Annotated in this window: 17 protein-coding genes; 10 read left to right on the forward strand and 7 right to left on the reverse strand. The window is 60.4% G+C overall.

Annotated elements, in window-relative coordinates; all coding sequences use genetic code 11:
* Positions 1 to 410 precede the first annotated feature (410 nt).
* Positions 411 to 1802, reverse strand: a complete 1392-nt coding sequence (locus tag VSP_RS10745; RefSeq protein WP_009960560.1) for a hypothetical protein — start codon at positions 1800 to 1802, stop codon at positions 411 to 413.
* 174 nt (positions 1803 to 1976) lie between these two features.
* On the opposite strand from VSP_RS10745, the gene VSP_RS10750 reads away from it, so the two are divergent.
* The gene (locus VSP_RS10750; RefSeq protein WP_009960561.1) at positions 1977 to 3710 is read left to right on the forward strand and encodes an exosortase/archaeosortase family protein; all 1734 of its coding nucleotides are present in this window, start codon (positions 1977 to 1979) and stop codon (positions 3708 to 3710) included.
* Positions 3711 to 3817: 107 nt separating this feature from the next.
* Here the strand turns inward: VSP_RS10750 and VSP_RS10755 are convergent, their stop codons facing one another.
* Positions 3818 to 4132, reverse strand: coding sequence for a hypothetical protein (locus VSP_RS10755; RefSeq protein WP_029190344.1), 315 nt, complete (start codon positions 4130 to 4132; stop codon positions 3818 to 3820).
* Between the two features lie 186 nt (positions 4133 to 4318).
* On the opposite strand from VSP_RS10755, the gene purM reads away from it, so the two are divergent.
* The 3 genes from purM (at position 4319) to VSP_RS34870 (ending at position 6205) form a co-directional block, all read left to right on the forward strand.
* Positions 4319 to 5368 (forward strand): phosphoribosylformylglycinamidine cyclo-ligase, encoded by a 1050-nt coding sequence (gene purM / locus VSP_RS10760; protein WP_009960563.1) that lies wholly within the window; start codon positions 4319 to 4321, stop codon positions 5366 to 5368.
* 156 nt (positions 5369 to 5524) lie between these two features.
* Positions 5525 to 5734 (forward strand): YHS domain-containing protein, encoded by a 210-nt coding sequence (locus VSP_RS34865; RefSeq protein WP_009960564.1) that lies wholly within the window; start codon positions 5525 to 5527, stop codon positions 5732 to 5734.
* A 264-nt stretch (positions 5735 to 5998) separates the two neighbouring features.
* A complete protein-coding gene (locus VSP_RS34870) occupies positions 5999 to 6205 on the forward strand; it encodes a YHS domain-containing protein (protein WP_009960566.1) in 207 nt (68 codons plus the stop codon).
* A 182-nt stretch (positions 6206 to 6387) separates the two neighbouring features.
* Here VSP_RS34870 and VSP_RS10775 read toward each other — a convergent pair whose 3' ends face one another.
* From VSP_RS10775 to VSP_RS10795, 5 genes are all read right to left on the reverse strand, one after another.
* Positions 6388 to 6705: a hypothetical protein gene (locus tag VSP_RS10775; RefSeq protein ID WP_009960567.1), complete on the reverse strand. Its 318-nt coding sequence runs from the start codon at positions 6703 to 6705 to the stop codon at positions 6388 to 6390.
* Positions 6706 to 7527: 822 nt separating this feature from the next.
* A complete protein-coding gene (locus VSP_RS10780; RefSeq protein WP_009960568.1) occupies positions 7528 to 8826 on the reverse strand; it encodes a DUF1552 domain-containing protein in 1299 nt (432 codons plus the stop codon).
* A gap of 24 nt (positions 8827 to 8850) precedes the next feature.
* Positions 8851 to 11415, reverse strand: coding sequence for a DUF1592 domain-containing protein (locus tag VSP_RS10785; RefSeq protein ID WP_009960569.1), 2565 nt, complete (start codon positions 11413 to 11415; stop codon positions 8851 to 8853).
* 133 nt (positions 11416 to 11548) lie between these two features.
* A complete protein-coding gene (locus tag VSP_RS10790; RefSeq protein WP_009960570.1) occupies positions 11549 to 12154 on the reverse strand; it encodes a hypothetical protein in 606 nt (201 codons plus the stop codon).
* 135 nt (positions 12155 to 12289) lie between these two features.
* Entirely contained in the window at positions 12290 to 12637 is a 348-nt protein-coding gene (locus VSP_RS10795) for a hypothetical protein (RefSeq protein ID WP_009960571.1), read from the reverse strand.
* A 114-nt stretch (positions 12638 to 12751) separates the two neighbouring features.
* Here VSP_RS10795 and VSP_RS10800 point away from each other — a divergent pair, with 114 nt between their 5' ends.
* From VSP_RS10800 to VSP_RS10825, 6 genes are all read left to right on the forward strand, one after another.
* Entirely contained in the window at positions 12752 to 13369 is a 618-nt protein-coding gene (locus VSP_RS10800; protein WP_009960572.1) for a hypothetical protein, read from the forward strand.
* A gap of 67 nt (positions 13370 to 13436) precedes the next feature.
* Positions 13437 to 15413, forward strand: coding sequence for an amidophosphoribosyltransferase (locus VSP_RS10805; RefSeq protein ID WP_009960574.1), 1977 nt, complete (start codon positions 13437 to 13439; stop codon positions 15411 to 15413).
* Positions 15410 to 16657 (forward strand): phosphoribosylamine--glycine ligase, encoded by a 1248-nt coding sequence (gene purD, locus VSP_RS10810; RefSeq protein WP_009960575.1) that lies wholly within the window; start codon positions 15410 to 15412, stop codon positions 16655 to 16657. The genes VSP_RS10805 and purD overlap by 4 nt, the downstream gene beginning before the upstream one ends.
* An 82-nt stretch (positions 16658 to 16739) precedes the next feature.
* Positions 16740 to 17147, forward strand: a complete 408-nt coding sequence (locus VSP_RS34875; RefSeq protein WP_009960576.1) for an AIR carboxylase family protein — start codon at positions 16740 to 16742, stop codon at positions 17145 to 17147.
* Between the two features lie 164 nt (positions 17148 to 17311).
* Complete coding sequence (gene pyrR / locus VSP_RS10820) at positions 17312 to 17854, forward strand: bifunctional pyr operon transcriptional regulator/uracil phosphoribosyltransferase PyrR (RefSeq protein WP_009960577.1); 543 nt, start codon at positions 17312 to 17314, stop codon at positions 17852 to 17854.
* Positions 17851 to 18792, forward strand: coding sequence for an aspartate carbamoyltransferase catalytic subunit (locus VSP_RS10825; RefSeq protein WP_009960579.1), 942 nt, complete (start codon positions 17851 to 17853; stop codon positions 18790 to 18792). Before pyrR ends, VSP_RS10825 begins: the two co-directional genes overlap by 4 nt.
* Positions 18793 to 18818: the final 26 nt, after the last annotated feature.

Raw genomic sequence — 18818 nt, forward strand, 5'->3', positions numbered from 1 at the left:
AGCACTGTAACGAGGGAGGTATTTCCTGCATTCGATGGCTCAAGCCATTTTCCTGTTCTTGTTTCCCAAACCAACCAACACCTGGATGCGAAGCATCTTTGGGACTGCGGTGAGAATCACTGCTTTTGGGAGTCCTGTGTGAAGCTGACTACCCAGAACTTTACCGGAGCCCGGAGCTCGGTCGCAGCGGGCATCTATAGGTTTGAGCCCGTCACAAGGCCCTGCCAAAAGCGGCGATTCTCGCCGCACTCCCCAATCCTGTTTTGCAGGATCAGGGGGAGGTCGTGCTGGCTAGGGGGTGATCTTCTCTGCCTCCGACGTCATAGGCAGATCACCCCGCCGGAGCCCCAGCCCTTAAGTCTGACGTCTTCTGTCTTCCAGTCTTTTGTCTCCCGCGCAGCGGGTCGCGGCTACTTCTTCGCCGCAGTTGGTGCGGGGCCCCCTGCGGTGGAGTTGTACTGGTCCCACCATGCCTTTACGGAGGCAGGCTCGAACAGACGGGCACGGAAGCCGGTCATTTGTTCGAAGCTGAAGGAAGCCTCCTTCACCACATCCAGATTCTGATCTTCCAGAATCGCCTTCACCAGTGCGTCGCCGGCGTTTTTGGAGCGACGCAGACCGATGAGGTTGGCGGCCTTCATCCGGACCTGCCAGGGGTGTTTGGGATTGGCGAGGAGAGTGACGAGTTCGTCCTCCTTGAGCTGGCTGTCTTTGAGGGCTGCGGAATCTGGGAAATAAGTGGCCACCGGGATGTCATACGCATCCAGGCGGGAGCCGCTGAGGTAGTAGTTCTGGACCCGGAGAATTTCGGCACGGGCGGCATGCACCAGGCTGGCCAGACGGGGATCGTCCAGGGCCTCCCACAGGCGGTCATAGGGTGCCCGGGCACCCGTGGCAATCGCTTCATCTGCGTAGCCAGCCAGACGATTGCGCTCCTTCAGAAGTACGAGCTCTCCCTGCGTGCTGGGAGTCAGGGCAGTCGCCGCGCCTGCGTTGGAACTTGCTCCCGGGGCACCCGACGCGTTGGGAGCTGTCGCGATTGCACCGCGGTTCGCGGTGTTTTCCATCAGATCCTTCAGACTCTGTGTCTGCTGTTTGTTGAGCTGTTCGGCTTCTGAGAGACGTTTTTGCGTAGCCAGGAGCTGGGCCTGCACATCCGCCAGCCTGTTCTCCAGGCGGCTCTCGACGACACTCAGGTCATCCGATGCCGGTGGCGGGGGGCTGGGGGCGACCGTGTTGGAGTTTCCGCCACCGTTGGGGAGAGCTGTGTTCACTGAAACCAGATCCGCCAGACGGGACTCGATGTCTGTGACCAGCAGGTTGTAGATCCAGGCACCCGCCGCTGCGGTGATGAGGGTGTTCATCACCAGCAGGAGGAAGATGAGACGCCCGATTCGCGGATTGCGTTTGGTGTTCGCCGGCCGCGTGGGATTCATCGAAATATAGGTGGTGGGCTGCGGAGGGGCTGACCGGTCTGGCAGGCCGAGCTGAGACGCCTTGTCCATGCTCTCGTTGAGGATGGCCTTGCGCTTGGGGGAGATGTACACTTTGGGGCTGTTGGGCTGGTCTGGGCTCACTTGATCGTGCACCGCCTGGGCAAAATGATCGTGTGCTCCGTACTGGACAGGGTCGGCGTGTTCACCATGATCTTCTGGCCACCCCCCAGGAGGGACCTCTGGCCACGCTGCACTCAATCCCTGTGGCGCGGGAGCCGGGGTCGAAGCGAAGGTCCCGAAGTCCGGGATCGGCACCTGCTGAGCGTCATAGGACGGCGTCGGGGTGGAGGGAGGGCGGTTCTCCATGCGTGGGGAAGGGGGTGACGGGACGAAAAGCGAAATCAGACAGGAAACGCCGCAAGGGCGGGTTCCTGAGAGACCAGACCGGACGGAACCGGGAGGAAAGATAGGGAGTTCCCGCATTTTGGCGAGTTGAAAGTTGCCAATGTACCCCGGGTACCCGCATGTTATGCTTTCGCCATGAACCCCGCCTCCGCTGCCCTCGACACCAAGCTATCGCCCGCTGTGCAGCACGGCCGTCGTGTGCCGTGGCTGGCGCTGGGCACCGGCTTGGGGGTCATGATGGTGCTCTTTGCCGTCTGGCCCTACCAGCACTGGCAGTTCGCCCGACGCGGCAGCGTGCTGGAAGGCTGGTACAAGGTGCTCAACTTGGCGGATAATTCTGAGTGGCAGTTCTGCCTTTTCGTCCCCTTTATCGTTGGGTTCCTCGTTTACCGGGTGAGGGATACGCTGGCCCGTCTCCCCATCGCCGGCTCCTGGTCGGGAGCGATCGTGCTCGGGTTGGCGGTGATCTGCTACTGGCTCGGGTACAAGGTGGACACCGGTTATCTCGGGTTTGCCGCACTGCAACTGGCCGTGGCGGGCTTGGTGCTGCTCCTGGCGGGCACCGCATGGATGAGGGCGTTGTTCTTCCCTTGGTTGTTCCTGGCCTTTGCCTGGCCTTTTTTCCCTCTGGACAGCCTGCTCGCGGCCAAGCTGAAGATTCCCACCGCCCAAATCGCCTGCCAGATCCTCTCTTGGACGGGTGTGGATGTGGTGCGGGAGGGATCCACCGTTCAGTCCGCGGCGAACTTTGCCACCGGGCTCAAGCAGGGCGCTGCATTCACTTTTGACGTGTCCGACTCTTGCAGCGGCATGCGCTCCCTCTACGCACTGATGATGGTGGGGGTGCTGTACGGGTACCTCAGCCTGCGTCGCACGGGTCCTAGGCTGCTATTGGCGGCCAGCACCATCCCGCTCGCGGTGGCGGGAAATGTATTCCGCCTTCTCATGCTCGCCGTCGGCTCCCTGTGGTTCGGTCAGGAGTTTGCCGTGGGGCGACAGGTGGATGGCAAGCAGGTGGACTCAGCTTTTCACCTTTTGGCGGGGTTCATGGTCTTCGGCGTCGCGTTGGCTGGTATGTTTGGCCTCGCGACGCTGTTGGAGGGGCGCCACTGGAACCGTTTGCGACTCTGGACGGGTGCTGAAGGCGATGCGGTCACCAGCGGTCGCACGGAGTCGCGCTTCAACGCCGCCCTTGTGAAGTCTGGTGCGGCGGTTGCGTTGGCGCTGGGGGGGATTCTCTTGTGCTGGACCACTCCCACCGCTCCCACTCTCGCGGAGCCCGGCCTGAAAATGGAGCTGCCTGCCATGGTGGACAGCTACCAGAGCATGCAGCTCACCATGACGGCCAAGGAAGCCTCCATTTTCGAGCCCGGGGTCAAGCTGGACCGTCGCGTCTATGGCAACGGACAGCGACAGATCCTCGGCACGTTGGTCATGAGCGGCCCGGCCAAAAAGAGCCTGCACCAGCCCGATATCTGCCTTCCCAACCAAGGATGGATCATTGCCAGTACCCAGGAGGTGCCCATCGCCATGAAAGATGGCCGATTTAAGAAGGTCACGCTCATGCGCGTCTTCCGTGATCAGGAGACTGCTCCGGGCGTCCGGGTCCGTTCCTGGGGGCTCAACATTTTCTGGTATGAGGGTTCCAGTGGTGTCAGCACTCCCAGCTACCTGATGAGCAACTTTATCAGCTACCGGGACGCCATCCTCTTCAATCTCAACCACCGCTGGGGTATGGCCTCCTACTTCATGCGCTTGCCGGACAAGGAGCTGGGGGTGGTGGACACTGACCCCTTGGGCGAGCTCCAGGCCATTGATGCCCTCATGCAGTTCGTCTCCGCCTCCCTGCCCGCGATCGTGGTGGATTAAGCCAAGAGGAGCGGGGGGCAGCCGAGTCTAGCGACGGGCGTTCAAGCACTAAGCGCGCCGATTTGCGACGGCAATGGTCATGTGTCTTGGGTTCCCGCGCAAGCTGGCTACAGCGCTGTCAGCCAGTAGGCCAGCACCAAGAGCAGCAGAACCGCCAGCACCAGCCACATAAACACCTTGGTGCGCGGCGGTTGCTCCAGTGCGGTCGGGTGGGGTGCCAGGGCACTGGCCCGGGGTTTCGCTGAGGGAATCCAGTTTTCCAGCGTGCTCCATTCGTCGGATCCTTCATCCTTCATGGGGGTTTCCGCGGGGAACGGATCCACCTGATGCATCTTAATGATCTGCTGGAGAGAGTACGGTCCCTGCACTTCCGCCCCGTCGCGGCTCAGCCAGTACGAATTGGTCATCGGTGGCTTTTTCATAGGAATAGTGCCTGATTGTTAACGAAAGGCGCGCTCTCTCTATTTACGGTCCGCAACCCGCGCTGGATCGAACCACCCAGCGAAGAGCGGTGCAGAGGGCACCTTTGGCTTCGGGTCGGCAGGGTTCTTTCATCCCAGCGGGTTCAGCTTGCAACCGTCGCACAGTGATATTATGCCTACTTGACCATGTCCGACGCCGCCTCGTTCTACACATCTTCCTCCACCCACCAGTCCTCCGAACCCCCGAAAGGGCATACGTACAAGCAGGCCGGGGTGGACATTCGTGAAGCGGCGGCCCTCGTGGGTGACATTGGCCAGCTCGTGAAGCGCACCCAAAAGCGCCGCCAGCTTGCCGGGGCTTTCGGTCTTTTCGCGGCCGCATATGACCTGAGCGCATACAAGCATCCGGTTATTGTCACCGGCTGCGATGGCGTCGGCACCAAGCTGGAACTTCTCCTCAAACACGACCTGCTGGAGAATGCGGGCAAGGACCTCGTCGCCATGAATGTCAACGACGTGCTCACCACCGGGGCGGATCCGATTCTTTTCCTGGACTATGTGGGCATTGGTCGGCTTGAGAAGGACAAGATCACGCGCTGTATCGCCGGCATGGTGGAGTACCTCGAAGCGTGCGGCTGTATCCTCGCTGGCGGCGAGACGGCCGAGATGCCTGGCATGGTGGCTGATGGCGTGGTGGAACTGAGCGGCTTTGCCATTGGTGCCGCAGAAAAAGACAGCCTCATCGATCCCACCACCATCCAGCGCGGCGACGTCCTCGTTGGTTTCCCCAGTGCCGGTTTCCACGCCAACGGTTTCAGCCTCGTGCGTCGCGTGCTTGAAGCGGAGAAACTCGAGCTCACCGACGAGGAATACCAGACCCTGCTGTTGCCTACGAAGCTGTACCATGTTGAAGCTGAGGCCCTTCGCAAGAACGTGCCCTCTCTTCGTGCCATGTCTCACGTCACAGGCGGCGGTCTCCCCGAGAATCTTGGCCGTCTTCTCGTCTTTGGGGGTCACGGTACTCATCTGAAAGTTCCCACCTGGAACAATCCCGTCGTGCAGAAGATCTTGGCCCACGTGGATCCCAAGGACGCCTTCGACACATACAACATGGGCTTCGGCTGGGTGGCCATCGTCGCCAAGGAAGACGTGGACAAGGCGCTGGCCTGTGGCGAAGGCGCGGTGGTGCTCGGTGAAATCGACGGCAGTGGCGAAGTCACGGTCGAGCTGGTTTGAAATGCTGAGCCGCAACAGATTCTGGACGGCCCGCTCAAATATTTCGTGACAAGAAAACGTCTTTCTGATCGTTATTAAACCGATGGTCCTCCGCCCATACCGGGGGGGAGGTCCGGCAGTTTCATTCTACGACCAACCGTCAAATCATCAAACTACATGAAAACTCTGCTCTCCGTTTTCGCCCTCTCGCTGGCCATGGCTGGCCTGTCCACTGCTTCCGCTGCTGACGCGTGCCCTGTGAGCGGCAAGCCCGCCAAGGACGGCATCACTGCCAAGCATGAAGGCAAAGAGTATGGCTTCTGCTGCAACAACTGCAAAGGCAAGTTCGAAAAAGAACCTGCCAAGTACCTCGGCAAGGCCAAGTAATCTCCCGGTCCCGCAAGGGACTTGAGACCTCTCTTTCGAAGCGGAGCTGGGAAACCGGCTCCGCTTCTTTATTTTTCGGTGAATAGCCGGATGGCTTTGCCAGTCAGACTGCGCGCCCCTTTGAGGCCCCGAAAATCTCCGCGTTTTCTGCTCTCGATCACCAATTTCTTGCGATCTGGAGCGTTGTATCATTAATTAATTCCCGTTCATGACCCTTTGGTCTCTGCCTACACACCAGGGGCCCCACCTGCATACCTGACCTTGATGAAAACTCTGCTTACCCTCGCCTTCGTTGCCATCGCTGGCATCGCCTCCGCAGCCCCTGTCAACAAGACCTGCCCTGTCGGCGCCCGTCCGGCGCGTACAGACGTGACCTCCACCTACAACGGCAAGGAAATCGCCTTCTGCTGCAACAACTGCAAAAAGAAGTTCGATGCGGATCCTGCCAAGTACGCTGACAAGGTGAAGTAAGGGCAGGGAGGCATCGCCACGCGGTTCCAGCAACCCAATTTTAAATTCAAACCACGACGAGACCGGGGAGTGTTCCCCGGTCTTTTTTGTGGCCGTGGGGGATCTATCGGAATGCCCTTGGAGCTTCCTTGGCCACTCTTTGTCGAACCGAACAGTCGCTTGCAGCTGGTAGCCCGAATACGCTACTCCTCATCTTCTTCGTACTCGCTTGAGTAGAAAATAAAACCCTTGGCGTACTTGCCAAACAGATACTGCCATAGTGTGATCTGCCCCACCGTGTCGACCTGAATCACTGGCGTGCTTCCATTCTCCCGGGCATCACTCCGCAGCCGCTCGACGTTTTCCTCCTGCTCTAGACTATCCAGAGCCAGAATTCTGGCCTCCCTTGCATTGACGGTCCACACCCGGCGCACGGTGTAGAACCCAATGAGAGGTTTGTCGTCCCCCTCTACCTGGGTGTTGAATCCTGAACCGTGGAACGTGATCTGGTAAAACGGCATGGCAAATGGAGGAGGGGCGCTCAGGGGGACATTCCTTGCACCCTATTCTGTGTGCTGGGAGATATCCTTTCAACGCTCCAAGCTGCTTTTTCATCCTTCTGCCGTAGCTCTGATTTTGGCTGCAAGGTGAAACGGCAGGATGATGGGGCTCCGGTGCCGTATTATGCCGTTCGTACGACACAGGACTCTCCAAAGCGGTGATGCTCACCGCAGTCCAAAAATCCCGCTTCGCGGGATCAGGCGTAGGGGACGTGGAGTGGATTGCGAAGTCGGAGGCTTGGCAAGTGACTTGTGCCGATGATCTGACAACACCTTGATGCGAAGCATCTTTGGGAGTGCGGCGAGAATCGCCGCTTTCGTGGCTCAGGTGATTGTCTAGAATACTTGGTTCTCCAGCAGGGCTCTTTTCACACGGTGATGCTGCTTTTATGACGCTCGCAATCGCCGCTGTGCTCTTGTCGATGCTATTCTCATCAAGCCGGGAAATCTGAAGCAGCCTTGTCTGACATGATATTTGGGAGTGAGTTCTACCACCCTGCGAACAGCCCCGGTTGCCTCATCATCGAGGCTGGCGTCAAAGCGTGATGAGTGTCCATCACGATCAGCGGTTGTGCTTAAGGCACAAACCGCCGATCCCTGGATAATGGTAAATGAGCTCCAGGTTTTTTGTGCGCTGGGGAGACTTTGGGGCTGGAGCCGATTGCCAATCGGCGGCACAGCAGATTGCCAATCTGCGCTACGCTGGTGCGACGTCAGGGGAGGTGGGGTGCCAAACCGGCGGGACGCCGGTGGCACGCACAGGCAGGATGCCTGTGTCACTCGCTACACGAGTTCGTTCATCACTCCGGTGCTGCTGCCGAACTTGTCGGTCTCCACACCCATTTGTTGGAGGAGGGTGACGAAGAGATTGCAGAGGGGCGTGTTGTTGTCGTGCTTGAAGGCGTGGTGCTGGCCGTGCTTCAGGCCTCCGCCGCTGAGGATGATGGGGAGGTTGGTGTTGTCGTGCTTGTTGGCGTCGCCCATGTTGCTGCCGAAGAGCACCATGGTGCGGTCGAGCAAGCGTTCCGCGCCTTCTCGCTTGGAGGCGAGGTTTTGGATGAGCTTATTGAGGATCACCATCTGCTGGCGGTCGGCGTCGGCGAGTTGACGGACTTTATCAGGGGCCTGGCCGTGGTGGCTGAGCCCGTGGTAGCCTTCGGTGGTGGCGGCATCCTCATGGATCTTGAAAGCCGGGGTGGCGAACGCGTCCACCATGAGCGTGACGATGCGGGTGGAGTCTGACTCAAAGGCGAGCTGGGCCATGGCGAGCATGAGTTCCAGTTTGTCGAAGATGAGCTTCTTGTCCTGAATGTCCGTGGGTTCGGGCAGGGTGGTGAGGGGCTTGGGCTTCAGTTCCCACTCGCGGGCGGTGACGAGACGCTCCTCCACTTCCCGCACGGAGGTCAGGTACTGATCCAGCCGGGCACGATCCTCACTGTCGAGGGTCCGGTTGAGACTGCCCATGTGATCCTTGAGGGTATCGAGGATGCTGCCGCGTTCATCAAGGCGGTTAAGCTGCTTTTTGACAGCCTCCGGATCGCCCTGGACGAACATGCGGCGGAAGAGGGCGGTGGCGCTGTCTTCCGCAGGGAGCAACACTCCGTCGCGCGTCCAGGAGAGGCTGCGATTGGCCTTGTCGATGTTGACCCCAAGATTCAGGGTGGAAAAGCGGGTGAGCTGACCGAGCTTTTCCACCGCGAACTGGTCAAGCGAGATCTGGTTGCGGAAGCCGCTCTTCGTGGGTCCGCGGGCGGCAGTGAGGAAACAATTTTCCGCGCTATGGCCACCATTCACATCTGGGTGGGAGATGCCGCTGAAGATGCTGAACTCGCTCCGCACGTCGGCAAGAGGGGCGAGGGTGGGCGTGAGTTCATAGTCACGTCCCGTGGCGGTGGGGAAGAAGGGCTTGGGCAGGAAGCCGAGGTTGTTTGAGATAAGCAACAGGCGGCGGGGTGCCTTCACTTCTGCGGCCCGGCCAAAGACGGGTGTCATGCACTCGAGCAGCGGCAGAGCCAGGGTGACCCCGGCGCTGCGAAGAAATCGGCGTCGGGAGAAGGGCTTCGCGATGTAAGGGGAGTTCATGAAATAAAGAAGGGGTGGATAAAATCAAGGGGTGCCGCGGAAGATGCGGCTCTGCACCAGGGCGAGCATGAGGTCCTGCACGCGGTAGCCATCGGCTGCGCAGGCATCAAGCAGGGACTCAATCTCCGGGCGGTCGGAGTAGCGGACGGGCGTGCCGGTGGCGTAGAGGGTGAACTGATGGAGCATGTTCCGACCCAGTTGGCGAGGATCAGAGGCCAGAATGGCTTTCAGTTCGTTCACATCCTTAAAGGCGGGACCGTCCAGCAGCTTGGCGCTGGCATCCACGCGACCCGCCAGCGTGTAGCTGAAGTCGTGTCCCGCCCGATCAATACCGCTGATTCGTTCGCCCTCCTCAAGGCCGCGATAGCGGGCGCGCCAGCCACCGAGGATGTCAAAGTTCTCCAAGGCAAAGCCGACTGGATCAAACCGGGCATGACAGGCGGCGCAGGACTTGGACTTCGTGTGAAGAGAGAGGAGATCTCGGATGGTCTTCGCGCCGCGAATGTCCGGCTCGACGGCCGCGACGCTTGGCGGGGGCGGCGGAATGGGCCTGCCAATGAGGCGTTCTGTCACCCAGGCCCCACGGATTACGGGCGAGGTGGTGGTCCCGTTAGAGCTGACCTTCAAGACCGCCGCCTGGGTCAGCAAGCCTCCAAATGGGCTGCCTGCGGGCAGGGTCACTTTTCGCATCGCGGAGCCCGTCATCGTCGTGAGCTGGTAGTGGCGGGCAAGACGGTCATTGGCGAAGATGAAGTCTGACTTCACCAGCACGCTGGAGGGGAGGTTTTCCCGGACCATGGCCGTGAAGAAAGTGCGGGTCTCCCGCTCCATGCTCTCCACGAGGTATTCATCGAATCGATACTCAGGAAACAACCGGATGTCCGGGTCGTCGCGGCGGATGTGCCGGAGACTGAGCCAGTAGTCGGTGAAGCTTTTCACGAAACGTTCAAAGCTGGGGCCGCCGATGAGGCGTTGAGTTTCTTCTCCGAGAACCTTCGGATCCTGCAGCTGGCCCTTCGCCGCGAGTTCGAGCAGGCGGGTGTCGGGACGGGAGTTGGTGAGGAAATGGGAGAGGCGGGACGCGATGGCGAAGGAGTCAGATGCGGCTTTGGGCTCGCGCAAAAAGATGAAATCGCCGGAAGCCAGGAACGCTTTGTAGCCTGCCAGCATGGCTTCGACAAAGGGGGCACCCTTGTCCAGACGCTGCTGGATGAGGGCATCAAACCGGGCGATATCCTCCTCCGACACGGGTTCCCGTGCTGCGAGAGTGACAAAGCGGCGCAGCAGGCGCTTGGCCTCCTCGGAAGCGTTTGCGGGTTTCACCTGAATGCCGAGGTCATCAAACAGGACGTGGTGGGAGGCCGGCGGCCAGGTGGGAGGCGGGAGGGGGCCTTCAACCTCAAGCCACTGTACGGCGATGCCGGGTTGTCCTCCCACGGGGAACGGGGGATATCGATACGATGGCGCGGATCCATTGGGGTTCCTCGCCAGGGGCATGGGCAGTCCGAGCAGGCTGTACTCAAAAGACTCACCTTCACGCATGCGGATGGTGGTTTCATAGACCTGCTTTTCCGGCTGCACGTCGATGATGCCTCCCTCAGCCCGCACCTCATTGATGATGTCGGCACCAGCAGGCTTGCGGGTGCGGAAGGTCAGCGGCACGGGTGCTTTGGCCGCGGTGAGAACATAGCCGGGCTGCTGGAGCACGGCGCGTGCAGAGATCCGCACCCGGTAGTGGCCGGCGTGTTTCGCCACGATGCCCTTGGGATTGCCGATGTACGGCCAGCTTGCAGAGCGAAAGAGGGCCATCTCGATGCTCTCATCCGTGGCACCTTTTTTGACGGCGTCCCTCTCTGCGTCTTTGCCTTTCATGGCCCCCCAGTCGATGAACCTGCCGTCACGGGCGAAGAACATGGACTCGCGATTGCCAAAGGTGCCGGTTCCGGGAAATAGATCTGTGCCCACCACCCGCCATGTGGTCACGGGAGGTGGTGTCGGTTCCGTCACCATGGCGGAACGCAGGGCAGTCTCCGCCGCATCCAGATAGGCGGTGAGCTGCACCCTCGACATGTCGAGCGTGGCGGTGGTCTTGTTGAAGTGATGGCCTTCGCGGTCCTCAGGCAGGATGTCGCGAACATCCAGGTCTGGAAGATTCAGGACATCGCGCAGGTTTTGCTCGTACTCATCCCGGTTCAAGCGCCGCACAGGCCCCCGCCCGTGGGACTTCACATCGGCGAGGTCGATCTTGGAGAGCTCAGTGTCCAGCGCATGGACGAGGGCTGCGCGATCGGCGGCGGGGAGATCTTCCGCGTCGGGGGGCATTTCCCCCTTTTCCACCCGATCATGAATGCGCACCCAGCGCTCCCTCAACGAACGGTTGGCGAGGTCGTAAGGGAGCGCAGTGAGATCGAGACCGCCTTTTTGGACATCCTGGTCGTGGCACTCGAGACAGGTCTGATTGATGCGCGAGGCAACCTGGTCGGCGGCCGAGGCGTGGCAGGGCGGAGTCGGTAACAGGGTGACCAACGCAAGCAGGCTGCCTGTGTGCAGATTCTGAAACGGGGCTTGGCTGACAGGAAGGAACGGCATGAAGTAAACGAGTGGCGGCTCCCAGTAATACGGGGGCTGGTGCTCGTTTTTGTCTGACGGTCCCAGCGGATAATCCACCAGGACCTCTGTAGAATCCACATGGGCGCATCAGGTGGCGGCCTTGATCCTGACGTCACTCCTGTGACTTTGCTGCGCCAGGTTCGGGCCGGATGAACTTGCCGTTGCGATACCGGAGGTGGGTCACATTTTGGAATCCACCGGTCCCAGAGATGTGACCCGTGATCTTGATTCCAGTGGGCCCTTCGCCGCCAGATGGCAAAGCTTGAGCGACCCAATTGTAGATTTCAGGCCCGCCATTGGAGAAGAAGATGGGAGTGCAGAGAACTGGGGCAGGGGAGCCGTCCTGCTGGCGAGCGAGGAGAAGGATGGTTTCAGCCTGGTCAAGCCCTTGATCAAGGCGCTTGTCGGACACGTACCGGATGCAGAGGATTTCATGTCCGCCAAGATGGCCGAGGGAGCTCATGGAGGCATGGCATCCGGCAATGGGAACCCAGGAGAAGGTGGTTGGTTCATTGATGCGCATATCCCACTCCAGCTTGGCCATGTGAGTGAGATAATGTCGGAGAGGCTTGTCTGATGGAGGAATCTGGAAAATCGGCCCCCGTTCTGATGCCTTGGCATCAGGGACGCCGACGTAGGGGCCACCGGAATCTGCATAGGCTGACAGAGCGGCGACGGCTGTAAAGATAGCGCTGAGGAGTGTTCGATGAATCATCATGGTGAGCTGAGGCTTCGAAAGTAAGACGCATCGTGAGTTCCGACCCTTGGCCTCAGTTGGCTGTTTTCGGAGCGCGGCCGCCAATGAGTGCAATCGACCGGAAGGTGGGGGCAAGGTCACCTCCTCGATTTGTGGTCAAAAACCTTTCTCAAGTCGGGAGGGTTGATCGAGAAGCAGAAAATGTCGTGCGGATGCCAGCCCGTCGCTGGAAAGGGCGAGATACTTGTTCTGCTCGGTCACAGGCTTGGGGGTGCCCTCCGCTAGGATGTGCTCGGCGAACTTCAGCTTTGTCATGGTGTACTCATAGTACCCAATGGGGAGGGAGAGGACAAAGTCCCCCACACTGTACTGATAGCGGTCTGGGAAGAGCACGTGCTGTGCGCTGTCCTGTGAGCTGGTGTCCTGAGGCAGGGGTGCTGTGGCGCAGCCAGTCGCAAGAAGCAGGGGTACAATGGGGATGGCATGAAGGAGGCGCTGGAGCATGGTCCGTGGGAGGAGCCTCCATGCTACCATGGAGAAATGCAATCATGGACTGGCCTGCGCATTCGCCGAAATCCTTTCCTGTCTCGGACCGTTCCGTCTTGTCCACCCGATCTCATGCACGCTTCCTCGTCTCTGCGCCGCACTCTCCAGCTTGTCTTTCCCTGTGCCGTCGCCATTTGCCTCCTGCCCTCTTGCAGCACCCCGGACCTGGTTTGGAATCCGGATGCCAGATCGATGACGAATTTGCGGTCCCTGCGGCTCAAGGGGGATCGCCCCAGTGTTACGCTGGACAAGGACGTCACGCTCCATGCGGACCGGATCGACTACCACGACAAACGTCGCCGGGTAGGGGAGGCGGTGGGTCGGGTCTATCTGGAAGTGGGCCCAGCGGGTCGCTACGGCTGGCTGGTGGAGCATGGGTATGCTGAGCGGGCTGCCTTCGACAGGCGTGACCACTGGTTGATGCTTCACGGCCATGCCATGCTGGAACGGGAAAAGATGACCCAGATCGCCACGGCTCCCTATACCGAGCTGGAAATCCGCTGGGGCCACCTGACCAGTGACATCATCGTGCGCGGCCCGACCCGTACGGATTTCGCAAAGTCCAATCCCGTCCCACCAGGCGTTACTGTTCACGACGCCGCCGTGGGATCCAGCGCCCCGGCGGTCGCAGCACCGGGGCGGCAGTCGGAGTCTTCCCGGGGTGTACCACGTTTCCCCGTCAAAAATTGAAGAAAATGTTTCCCGCCTTGCCAACCGCTGGAATGCAGGCATAGGTTCTTTCCCCGAAATTCCAGGCATGAGCGACCCTATTAGGCACGAGTGCGGCATCGCCGCGGTAAGGCTGCTGAAGCCTCTGGGCTACTACGAACATAAATATGGCAACGCGCTCTGGGGGCTGGACCGCCTCCATGCGTTGATGATCAAGCAGCGCAACCGCGGCCAGGACGGCATGGGCGTGGGTTGTTGCAAGCTGAACATGCCCCCCGGGCTGCCGTACATGTTCCGCGTGCGCTCCAGCAAGAATGACTCGCTCGAGGAGGTTTTTGGCGAGGTCATGGACGACTTCAAGGACGTTTCCCGCAAGGCCAACAAGGAGCGCAAGCAGATCGCCCTGGAGCGGAACAAGGAGTACGTGAAGTTCGAGCACGACCCTGACGCGATCAAAGAACATTTCGAATTCGGCGGGGAGGTCCTCATGGGCCACCTGCGCTACGGCACCAGTGGCGGCTTCGGCAAGGCCTCGTGCCACCCCTACCTGCGCCGGAGCAACTGGCCCACGCGCAGCCTCATGGTCATGGGGAACTTCAACATGACCAACACGCGGGAGCTCAATGACGTGATGCGCCGCCGTGGTCAGCACCCGGTGGTGGACACGGACACGCAAACCGTGCTGGAGGAGATCGGTTTCCATCTGGATGAGGCTCACAACCGCCTCTACCACGAACTGCGTGATGACGGCATGGACGGCCTGGCGATCCCCGCCGAGATCAGCAAGCGCATGGACGTCACCCAGATCATCCGTGACTCCGCCGCCATCTGGGACGGGGGCTACGCCATCGCCGGGGTCATCGGAAACGGCGACATGTTCGTGATGCGCGATCCGAATGCGATCCGCCCCTGCTTCTACCTGCAGACGGACGAGTTCATCGCTTTCGCCAGTGAGCGCGCCGCGCTCCGCACCGTGTTTGAGGTGCGCGAAGAGGACACCCAGGTCATGCCAGCGGCTCACGTGGCCGTGGTGAAGAGCGACGGTCGATTCAGCGTGGAGCCTTTCACGGAGGTGCGCCCGCCGACGCCATGTGCCTTTGAGCGCATCTATTTTTCTCGGGGCAATGGTGCCACCATCTACACCCAGCGGAAGGCGTTGGGTGAGGCGCTTGTCCCGCAGTTGCTGGACGCCGTCGGCAACGACCTGGAGAACACCGTGGTCAGCTTTGTGCCGAACACGGCTGAGACTGCTTTCTACGGCTTCATGGACGGCCTCCGCAAGTCCCGCCGGTTCGAGGTGAAGAAGGCTCTGATGGACATGCTCGCCTCCGGGAAGCTGGACGAGTCCAAAGTGGACGACCTCATCCTGCGCAACTGGCCGCGGAGTGAGAAGATCGCGCACAAGGACATCAAGAGCCGCACTTTCATCTCCCAGGAAGAGGGGCGTGATGCGCTCGTCTCCAGCGTGTACGACATCACCTATGAGGTGGTAAAGCCCACGGACAATCTTGTCGTACTGGATGACTCCATCGTGCGCGGGACCACGCTCAAACAGAGCATTCTGCGCATCCTGGCCCGGACCAATCCCAAGCGCATCATTGTCGTATCCACTGCTCCACAGATCCGGTATCCGGACTGCTACGGCATTGACATGAGCGAGCTCGGGAAATTCATCGCCTTCCAGGCCGCCATTGCCCTGCTCAAGGACCGGAACCGCCGGGATCTCATCGACCAGACTTACGAGAACTGTCTGGCTGAACTCAAAAAGCCTGCGGTGCAGCAGCGCAACGTGGTGCAAGACATCTATGCGCCCTTCACGGCGGAGGAAATCTCCGCCAAGGTCGCCGAGTTGGTGCGTCCCCAGACCACCACTTGGAAGGGCGAGGTGGACGTGATCTACCAGACCATCCCTGACATGCGTCGCGCCTTGGAGCCGCATTGCGGCGACTGGTACTTCAGCGGCGACTATCCCACCCCTGGCGGCCATGTAGTCGCCAATGAGGCCTTCATCCGCTACTACCGCGGGAAGACAGGCCGTGCCTACGACATGTTGTTTGAGCCATGAAGATACTCGTCACTGGAAAAGGAGGACGCGAGCACGCCATCATCACCGCGCTCCGTGAAAGCGCCCCGGAAGCAACCCTGTACGCCTACCCAGGCAGTGACGCCATTGCGGATCTCGCCACCCGCGTGGAGGCAAAGGACCTGCTGGATCTCATTGCGTTCATGCAGCGGGAGCAGGTGGACCTCTGCGTCGCCGGGGAGGAGGCCTACCTCGTGAAAGATCGTGGTCTGGCAAATCTCTGCGCGGAAGTCGGCATTCCCTGTTGGGGGCCGATCAAGGAGGCCGCCCAACTCGAAGCCAGCAAGGCGTTTGCGAAGAATTTCCTGCAGAGGCACAACATTCCTACTGCCGCCTTCAGCGTGGTGCACACCAAGCATGAAGCCCAGCGAGCCATCACGAAGTACCCAGTGGTGCTCAAGTTCGACGGCCTTGCTGCAGGCAAAGGCGTCGCCGTGTGCCCTGATGAAGCCGCTGCCACGGAGTTCCTGGACGAGGTCTTCACGAAGCGTTCTTTTGGCGAGGGGGACCTCATTGTGGAGGAATGCCTCACTGGTCCAGAGATCTCGATCTTTGTCTCCGTCTGCGGGGATCAGTACCACATCCTCATGCCTGCTCGCGACTACAAGCGCATCGGCGATGGTGATGCCGGGCCCAATACCGGCGGCATGGGTGCCGTGGCCTCCCGCCAGATCATTTCTGCGGAACTCCTCGCCGAGATCGAGGAAAAGATGGTGAAGCCCACCGTGGCTGGCTTGCAGAAAGATGGCCTCAACTATCGAGGCTTCCTCTACTTTGGCATCATGCTTACGCCCACCGGCCCGCAGATGCTGGAGTACAACTGCCGGTTTGGTGATCCTGAAGCGGAAGCCGTGCTGCCCATGGTGCGAGGCGATTTTGCCGGATATCTTTTCAGCGCTGCCAAGGGCGAACTGAAGCCGGAACTGGTGAGCTTCAATGAAGGCTGGAGCATCTGCGTCATCCTGGCCAGCGCTGGGTACCCGGCCTCCTCCCGCAATGGGGATGTGATTGCTGGCTTGGACAGCGTGAATGGCTCCCGCGTGTTCCATTGCGGCACCCGCCGTGGTGATTCGGGCTTTGAAACCAACGGCGGTCGCGTACTGGCCGTGGTAGCCCAGGGCGATACGCGCGAGGCAGCCCGTGAAAAAGCCTACCAGAGTGCCGGTGGAATCATCTTCGACGGCCAGCAGCGCCGTTCTGATATCGGCCGGATGCACTTTGAGTAAGTCCACTTGGCCATTCCTGTACGAATAACGTCACTTTCCCCTCAGACATAACCCAAGACACCACACTACCTGCTCCCCACCCATGAAAGCCATCATCATCTACGGAAGCGCCAATGACATGGCGTTTATGCAGCCTGGACGCGACTACCTCGACAAGGAGGCTGTTGCCTATGAGGAAAAAGTTCTTTCCGCCCACCGCAACCTTCCGGAGCTGCTGGCTTACCTTGAGGAGCTGAACAAGAGCGGCGAGAAAATCGTCATCCTCGCTGTGGCCGGCCTTTCCGCCGCCCTCCCTGGCGTGGTGGCGGTGGCGACTGAGTACCCGGTCATCGGGGTGCCAGTTCCTGGCGGCCCGCTCAATGGCATCGATGCTCTCCTCGCCATCTGCCAGGTGCCCGGACAGGTGCCGCTCGGTACCGTGGGCCTGCACAGCAAGGCTGGTCTGAACGCCTGCATGTTCGCCCATCGCATTCTCAAGCTGGGCGCCTAAGCCCAGGCTGGAGCCTGTATTTTTGACCCCACTTTCGCCTCTGGGCGGGAGCGGGGTCTTTTTTGCCCCGGTGTCTGCGCCAGCCTCCGACTCCATGCGCGGATTGGGGGAGGGATCGCTTGCCTGCGGGTGAATTCTTTGCCACACTGCGGCACCACCTTCCCATGCCGGACCTCGCGCCGATCCTCTCCAAACAAGACGTTACGCAGCGCATTGAGCGCATTGCCCAGGCCATTCAAGAGCGTTCCCCGGGCAAGGACCTCGCCCTCGTGGGCATTTATCGCCGTGGCGTGCCCCTCGCAGAGCGGCTCTACACGCTGCTCAAGCCGCATTTCCCCGACCTGAACATCGGCCGGGTGGATATTTCCTTATACCGGGATGATCTGAAGGCCCTGGAACTCATTCCGAAGCTTGTCGGCTCGGAGCTCGCCTTCGATCTCGACGGACGCCACGTCATCCTCTGTGATGAAGTTCTGCACACCGGACGCACCGCCCGTGCCGCGCTGGATGAACTGCTCGAGTACGGCCGCCCCCGCAAGGTGGAGCTGGCTGTGCTTGTGGACCGGGAGGGCAGGGAACTGCCCATCGCCGCCGACTACGTAGGAGAACGTGTGACCATCAAACCTGAAGAACGCATCGCTGTGAGATTTGTGGAAGTGGACGGCGAAGATGCCGTGTATGTGCAACAAGGAGGAGCCCGCCGATGACCCCCCGTAAAGACCTGTTGGACATCCAGAGCCTGACGGATGAGGAGCTTGAGTTCATCCTCTCCAACGCCGTCCCCTTCAAGAACCTCTTCAAGAGGTCCGTGAAGAAGGTGCCCACGCTCAAAGGGCGCACCGTGCTCACGCTCTTCTACGAGCCCTCCACCCGCACCCGTTCGTCGTTTGAGATCGCCGCCAGCCGCCTCTCGGCCGACGTCACGAACTTCTCCGTGAGCACCTCCTCTGTGGTGAAGGGGGAGAGCGTGCTGGACACCGTGGCCACTCTGGAGGCCATGCGCACTGACTATGTGGTGGTGCGCCACAGCATGTCCGGCATTCCCAACCTGATTGCGAAGCACACGAACGCGTCCGTCATCAATGCGGGCGATGGTTTCCACGCGCACCCGACCCAAGGGCTGCTGGATGTGTTCACCATGCGTGAGGTCTTTGGCGGCGATGTCCGGGGCGCTCGTGTAGCCTTCATTGGCGACATCCAGCACTCCCGCGTGGCCCGCTCCACGAACCTGCTCTGCCGTCGCATGGGCATGCAGACCGCCATGCTCGCCCCTGGCTCCCTGATCCCGCGGGAACTGCCGCAGGAGATCGCCGTCTTCCAGGATTGGAAAGAACTCTACGCCTGGAAGCCCGATGTCATCTACCTCCTGCGCGTGCAGACGGAACGGCAGAATGTGCCATTCTTCCCCAGTATCGGCGAGTATCACCGCCTCTTCGGCCTCACGGATGAGCGTCTGAAGTGGGCTCGTGACAACGGCATCTGGGTCATGCACCCAGGGCCCGTGAATCGCGGTGTGGAGCTCACCGACTCCGTCATGGAGTACGAGCGCAGCCTCATCGACCAGCAGGTGGAGAACGGCATCGCCGTGCGCATGAGCGTGCTCTACTGGCTCAAGCCCGGCAGCTCCACTGAAGACAAGCCCTGATCCAATCTGTTCCTGTTTCCTCTATC

The sequence above is a fragment of the Verrucomicrobium spinosum DSM 4136 = JCM 18804 genome (assembly GCF_000172155.1).
Taxonomy (GTDB): Bacteria; Verrucomicrobiota; Verrucomicrobiia; order Verrucomicrobiales; family Verrucomicrobiaceae; genus Verrucomicrobium; species Verrucomicrobium spinosum.

Bases quoted from the DNA above. Each gene is read 5' to 3' on its own strand.
- VSP_RS10745 (WP_009960560.1), bottom strand. From the start codon at position 1,802: ATGGAGAACCGCCCTCCCTCCACCCCGACGCCGTCCTATGACGCTCAG.
- VSP_RS10750 (WP_009960561.1), top strand. From the start codon at position 1,977: ATGAACCCCGCCTCCGCTGCCCTCGACACCAAGCTATCGCCCGCTGTG.
- VSP_RS10755 (WP_029190344.1), bottom strand. From the start codon at position 4,132: ATGAAAAAGCCACCGATGACCAATTCGTACTGGCTGAGCCGCGACGGG.
- purM (WP_009960563.1), top strand. From the start codon at position 4,319: ATGTCCGACGCCGCCTCGTTCTACACATCTTCCTCCACCCACCAGTCC.
- VSP_RS34865 (WP_009960564.1), top strand. From the start codon at position 5,525: ATGAAAACTCTGCTCTCCGTTTTCGCCCTCTCGCTGGCCATGGCTGGC.
- VSP_RS34870 (WP_009960566.1), top strand. From the start codon at position 5,999: ATGAAAACTCTGCTTACCCTCGCCTTCGTTGCCATCGCTGGCATCGCC.
- VSP_RS10775 (WP_009960567.1), bottom strand. From the start codon at position 6,705: ATGCCGTTTTACCAGATCACGTTCCACGGTTCAGGATTCAACACCCAG.
- VSP_RS10780 (WP_009960568.1), bottom strand. From the start codon at position 8,826: ATGAACTCCCCTTACATCGCGAAGCCCTTCTCCCGACGCCGATTTCTT.
- VSP_RS10785 (WP_009960569.1), bottom strand. From the start codon at position 11,415: ATGCCGTTCCTTCCTGTCAGCCAAGCCCCGTTTCAGAATCTGCACACA.
- VSP_RS10790 (WP_009960570.1), bottom strand. From the start codon at position 12,154: ATGATGATTCATCGAACACTCCTCAGCGCTATCTTTACAGCCGTCGCC.
- VSP_RS10795 (WP_009960571.1), bottom strand. From the start codon at position 12,637: ATGCTCCAGCGCCTCCTTCATGCCATCCCCATTGTACCCCTGCTTCTT.
- VSP_RS10800 (WP_009960572.1), top strand. From the start codon at position 12,752: ATGCACGCTTCCTCGTCTCTGCGCCGCACTCTCCAGCTTGTCTTTCCC.
- VSP_RS10805 (WP_009960574.1), top strand. From the start codon at position 13,437: ATGAGCGACCCTATTAGGCACGAGTGCGGCATCGCCGCGGTAAGGCTG.
- purD (WP_009960575.1), top strand. From the start codon at position 15,410: ATGAAGATACTCGTCACTGGAAAAGGAGGACGCGAGCACGCCATCATC.
- VSP_RS34875 (WP_009960576.1), top strand. From the start codon at position 16,740: ATGAAAGCCATCATCATCTACGGAAGCGCCAATGACATGGCGTTTATG.
- pyrR (WP_009960577.1), top strand. From the start codon at position 17,312: ATGCCGGACCTCGCGCCGATCCTCTCCAAACAAGACGTTACGCAGCGC.
- VSP_RS10825 (WP_009960579.1), top strand. From the start codon at position 17,851: ATGACCCCCCGTAAAGACCTGTTGGACATCCAGAGCCTGACGGATGAG.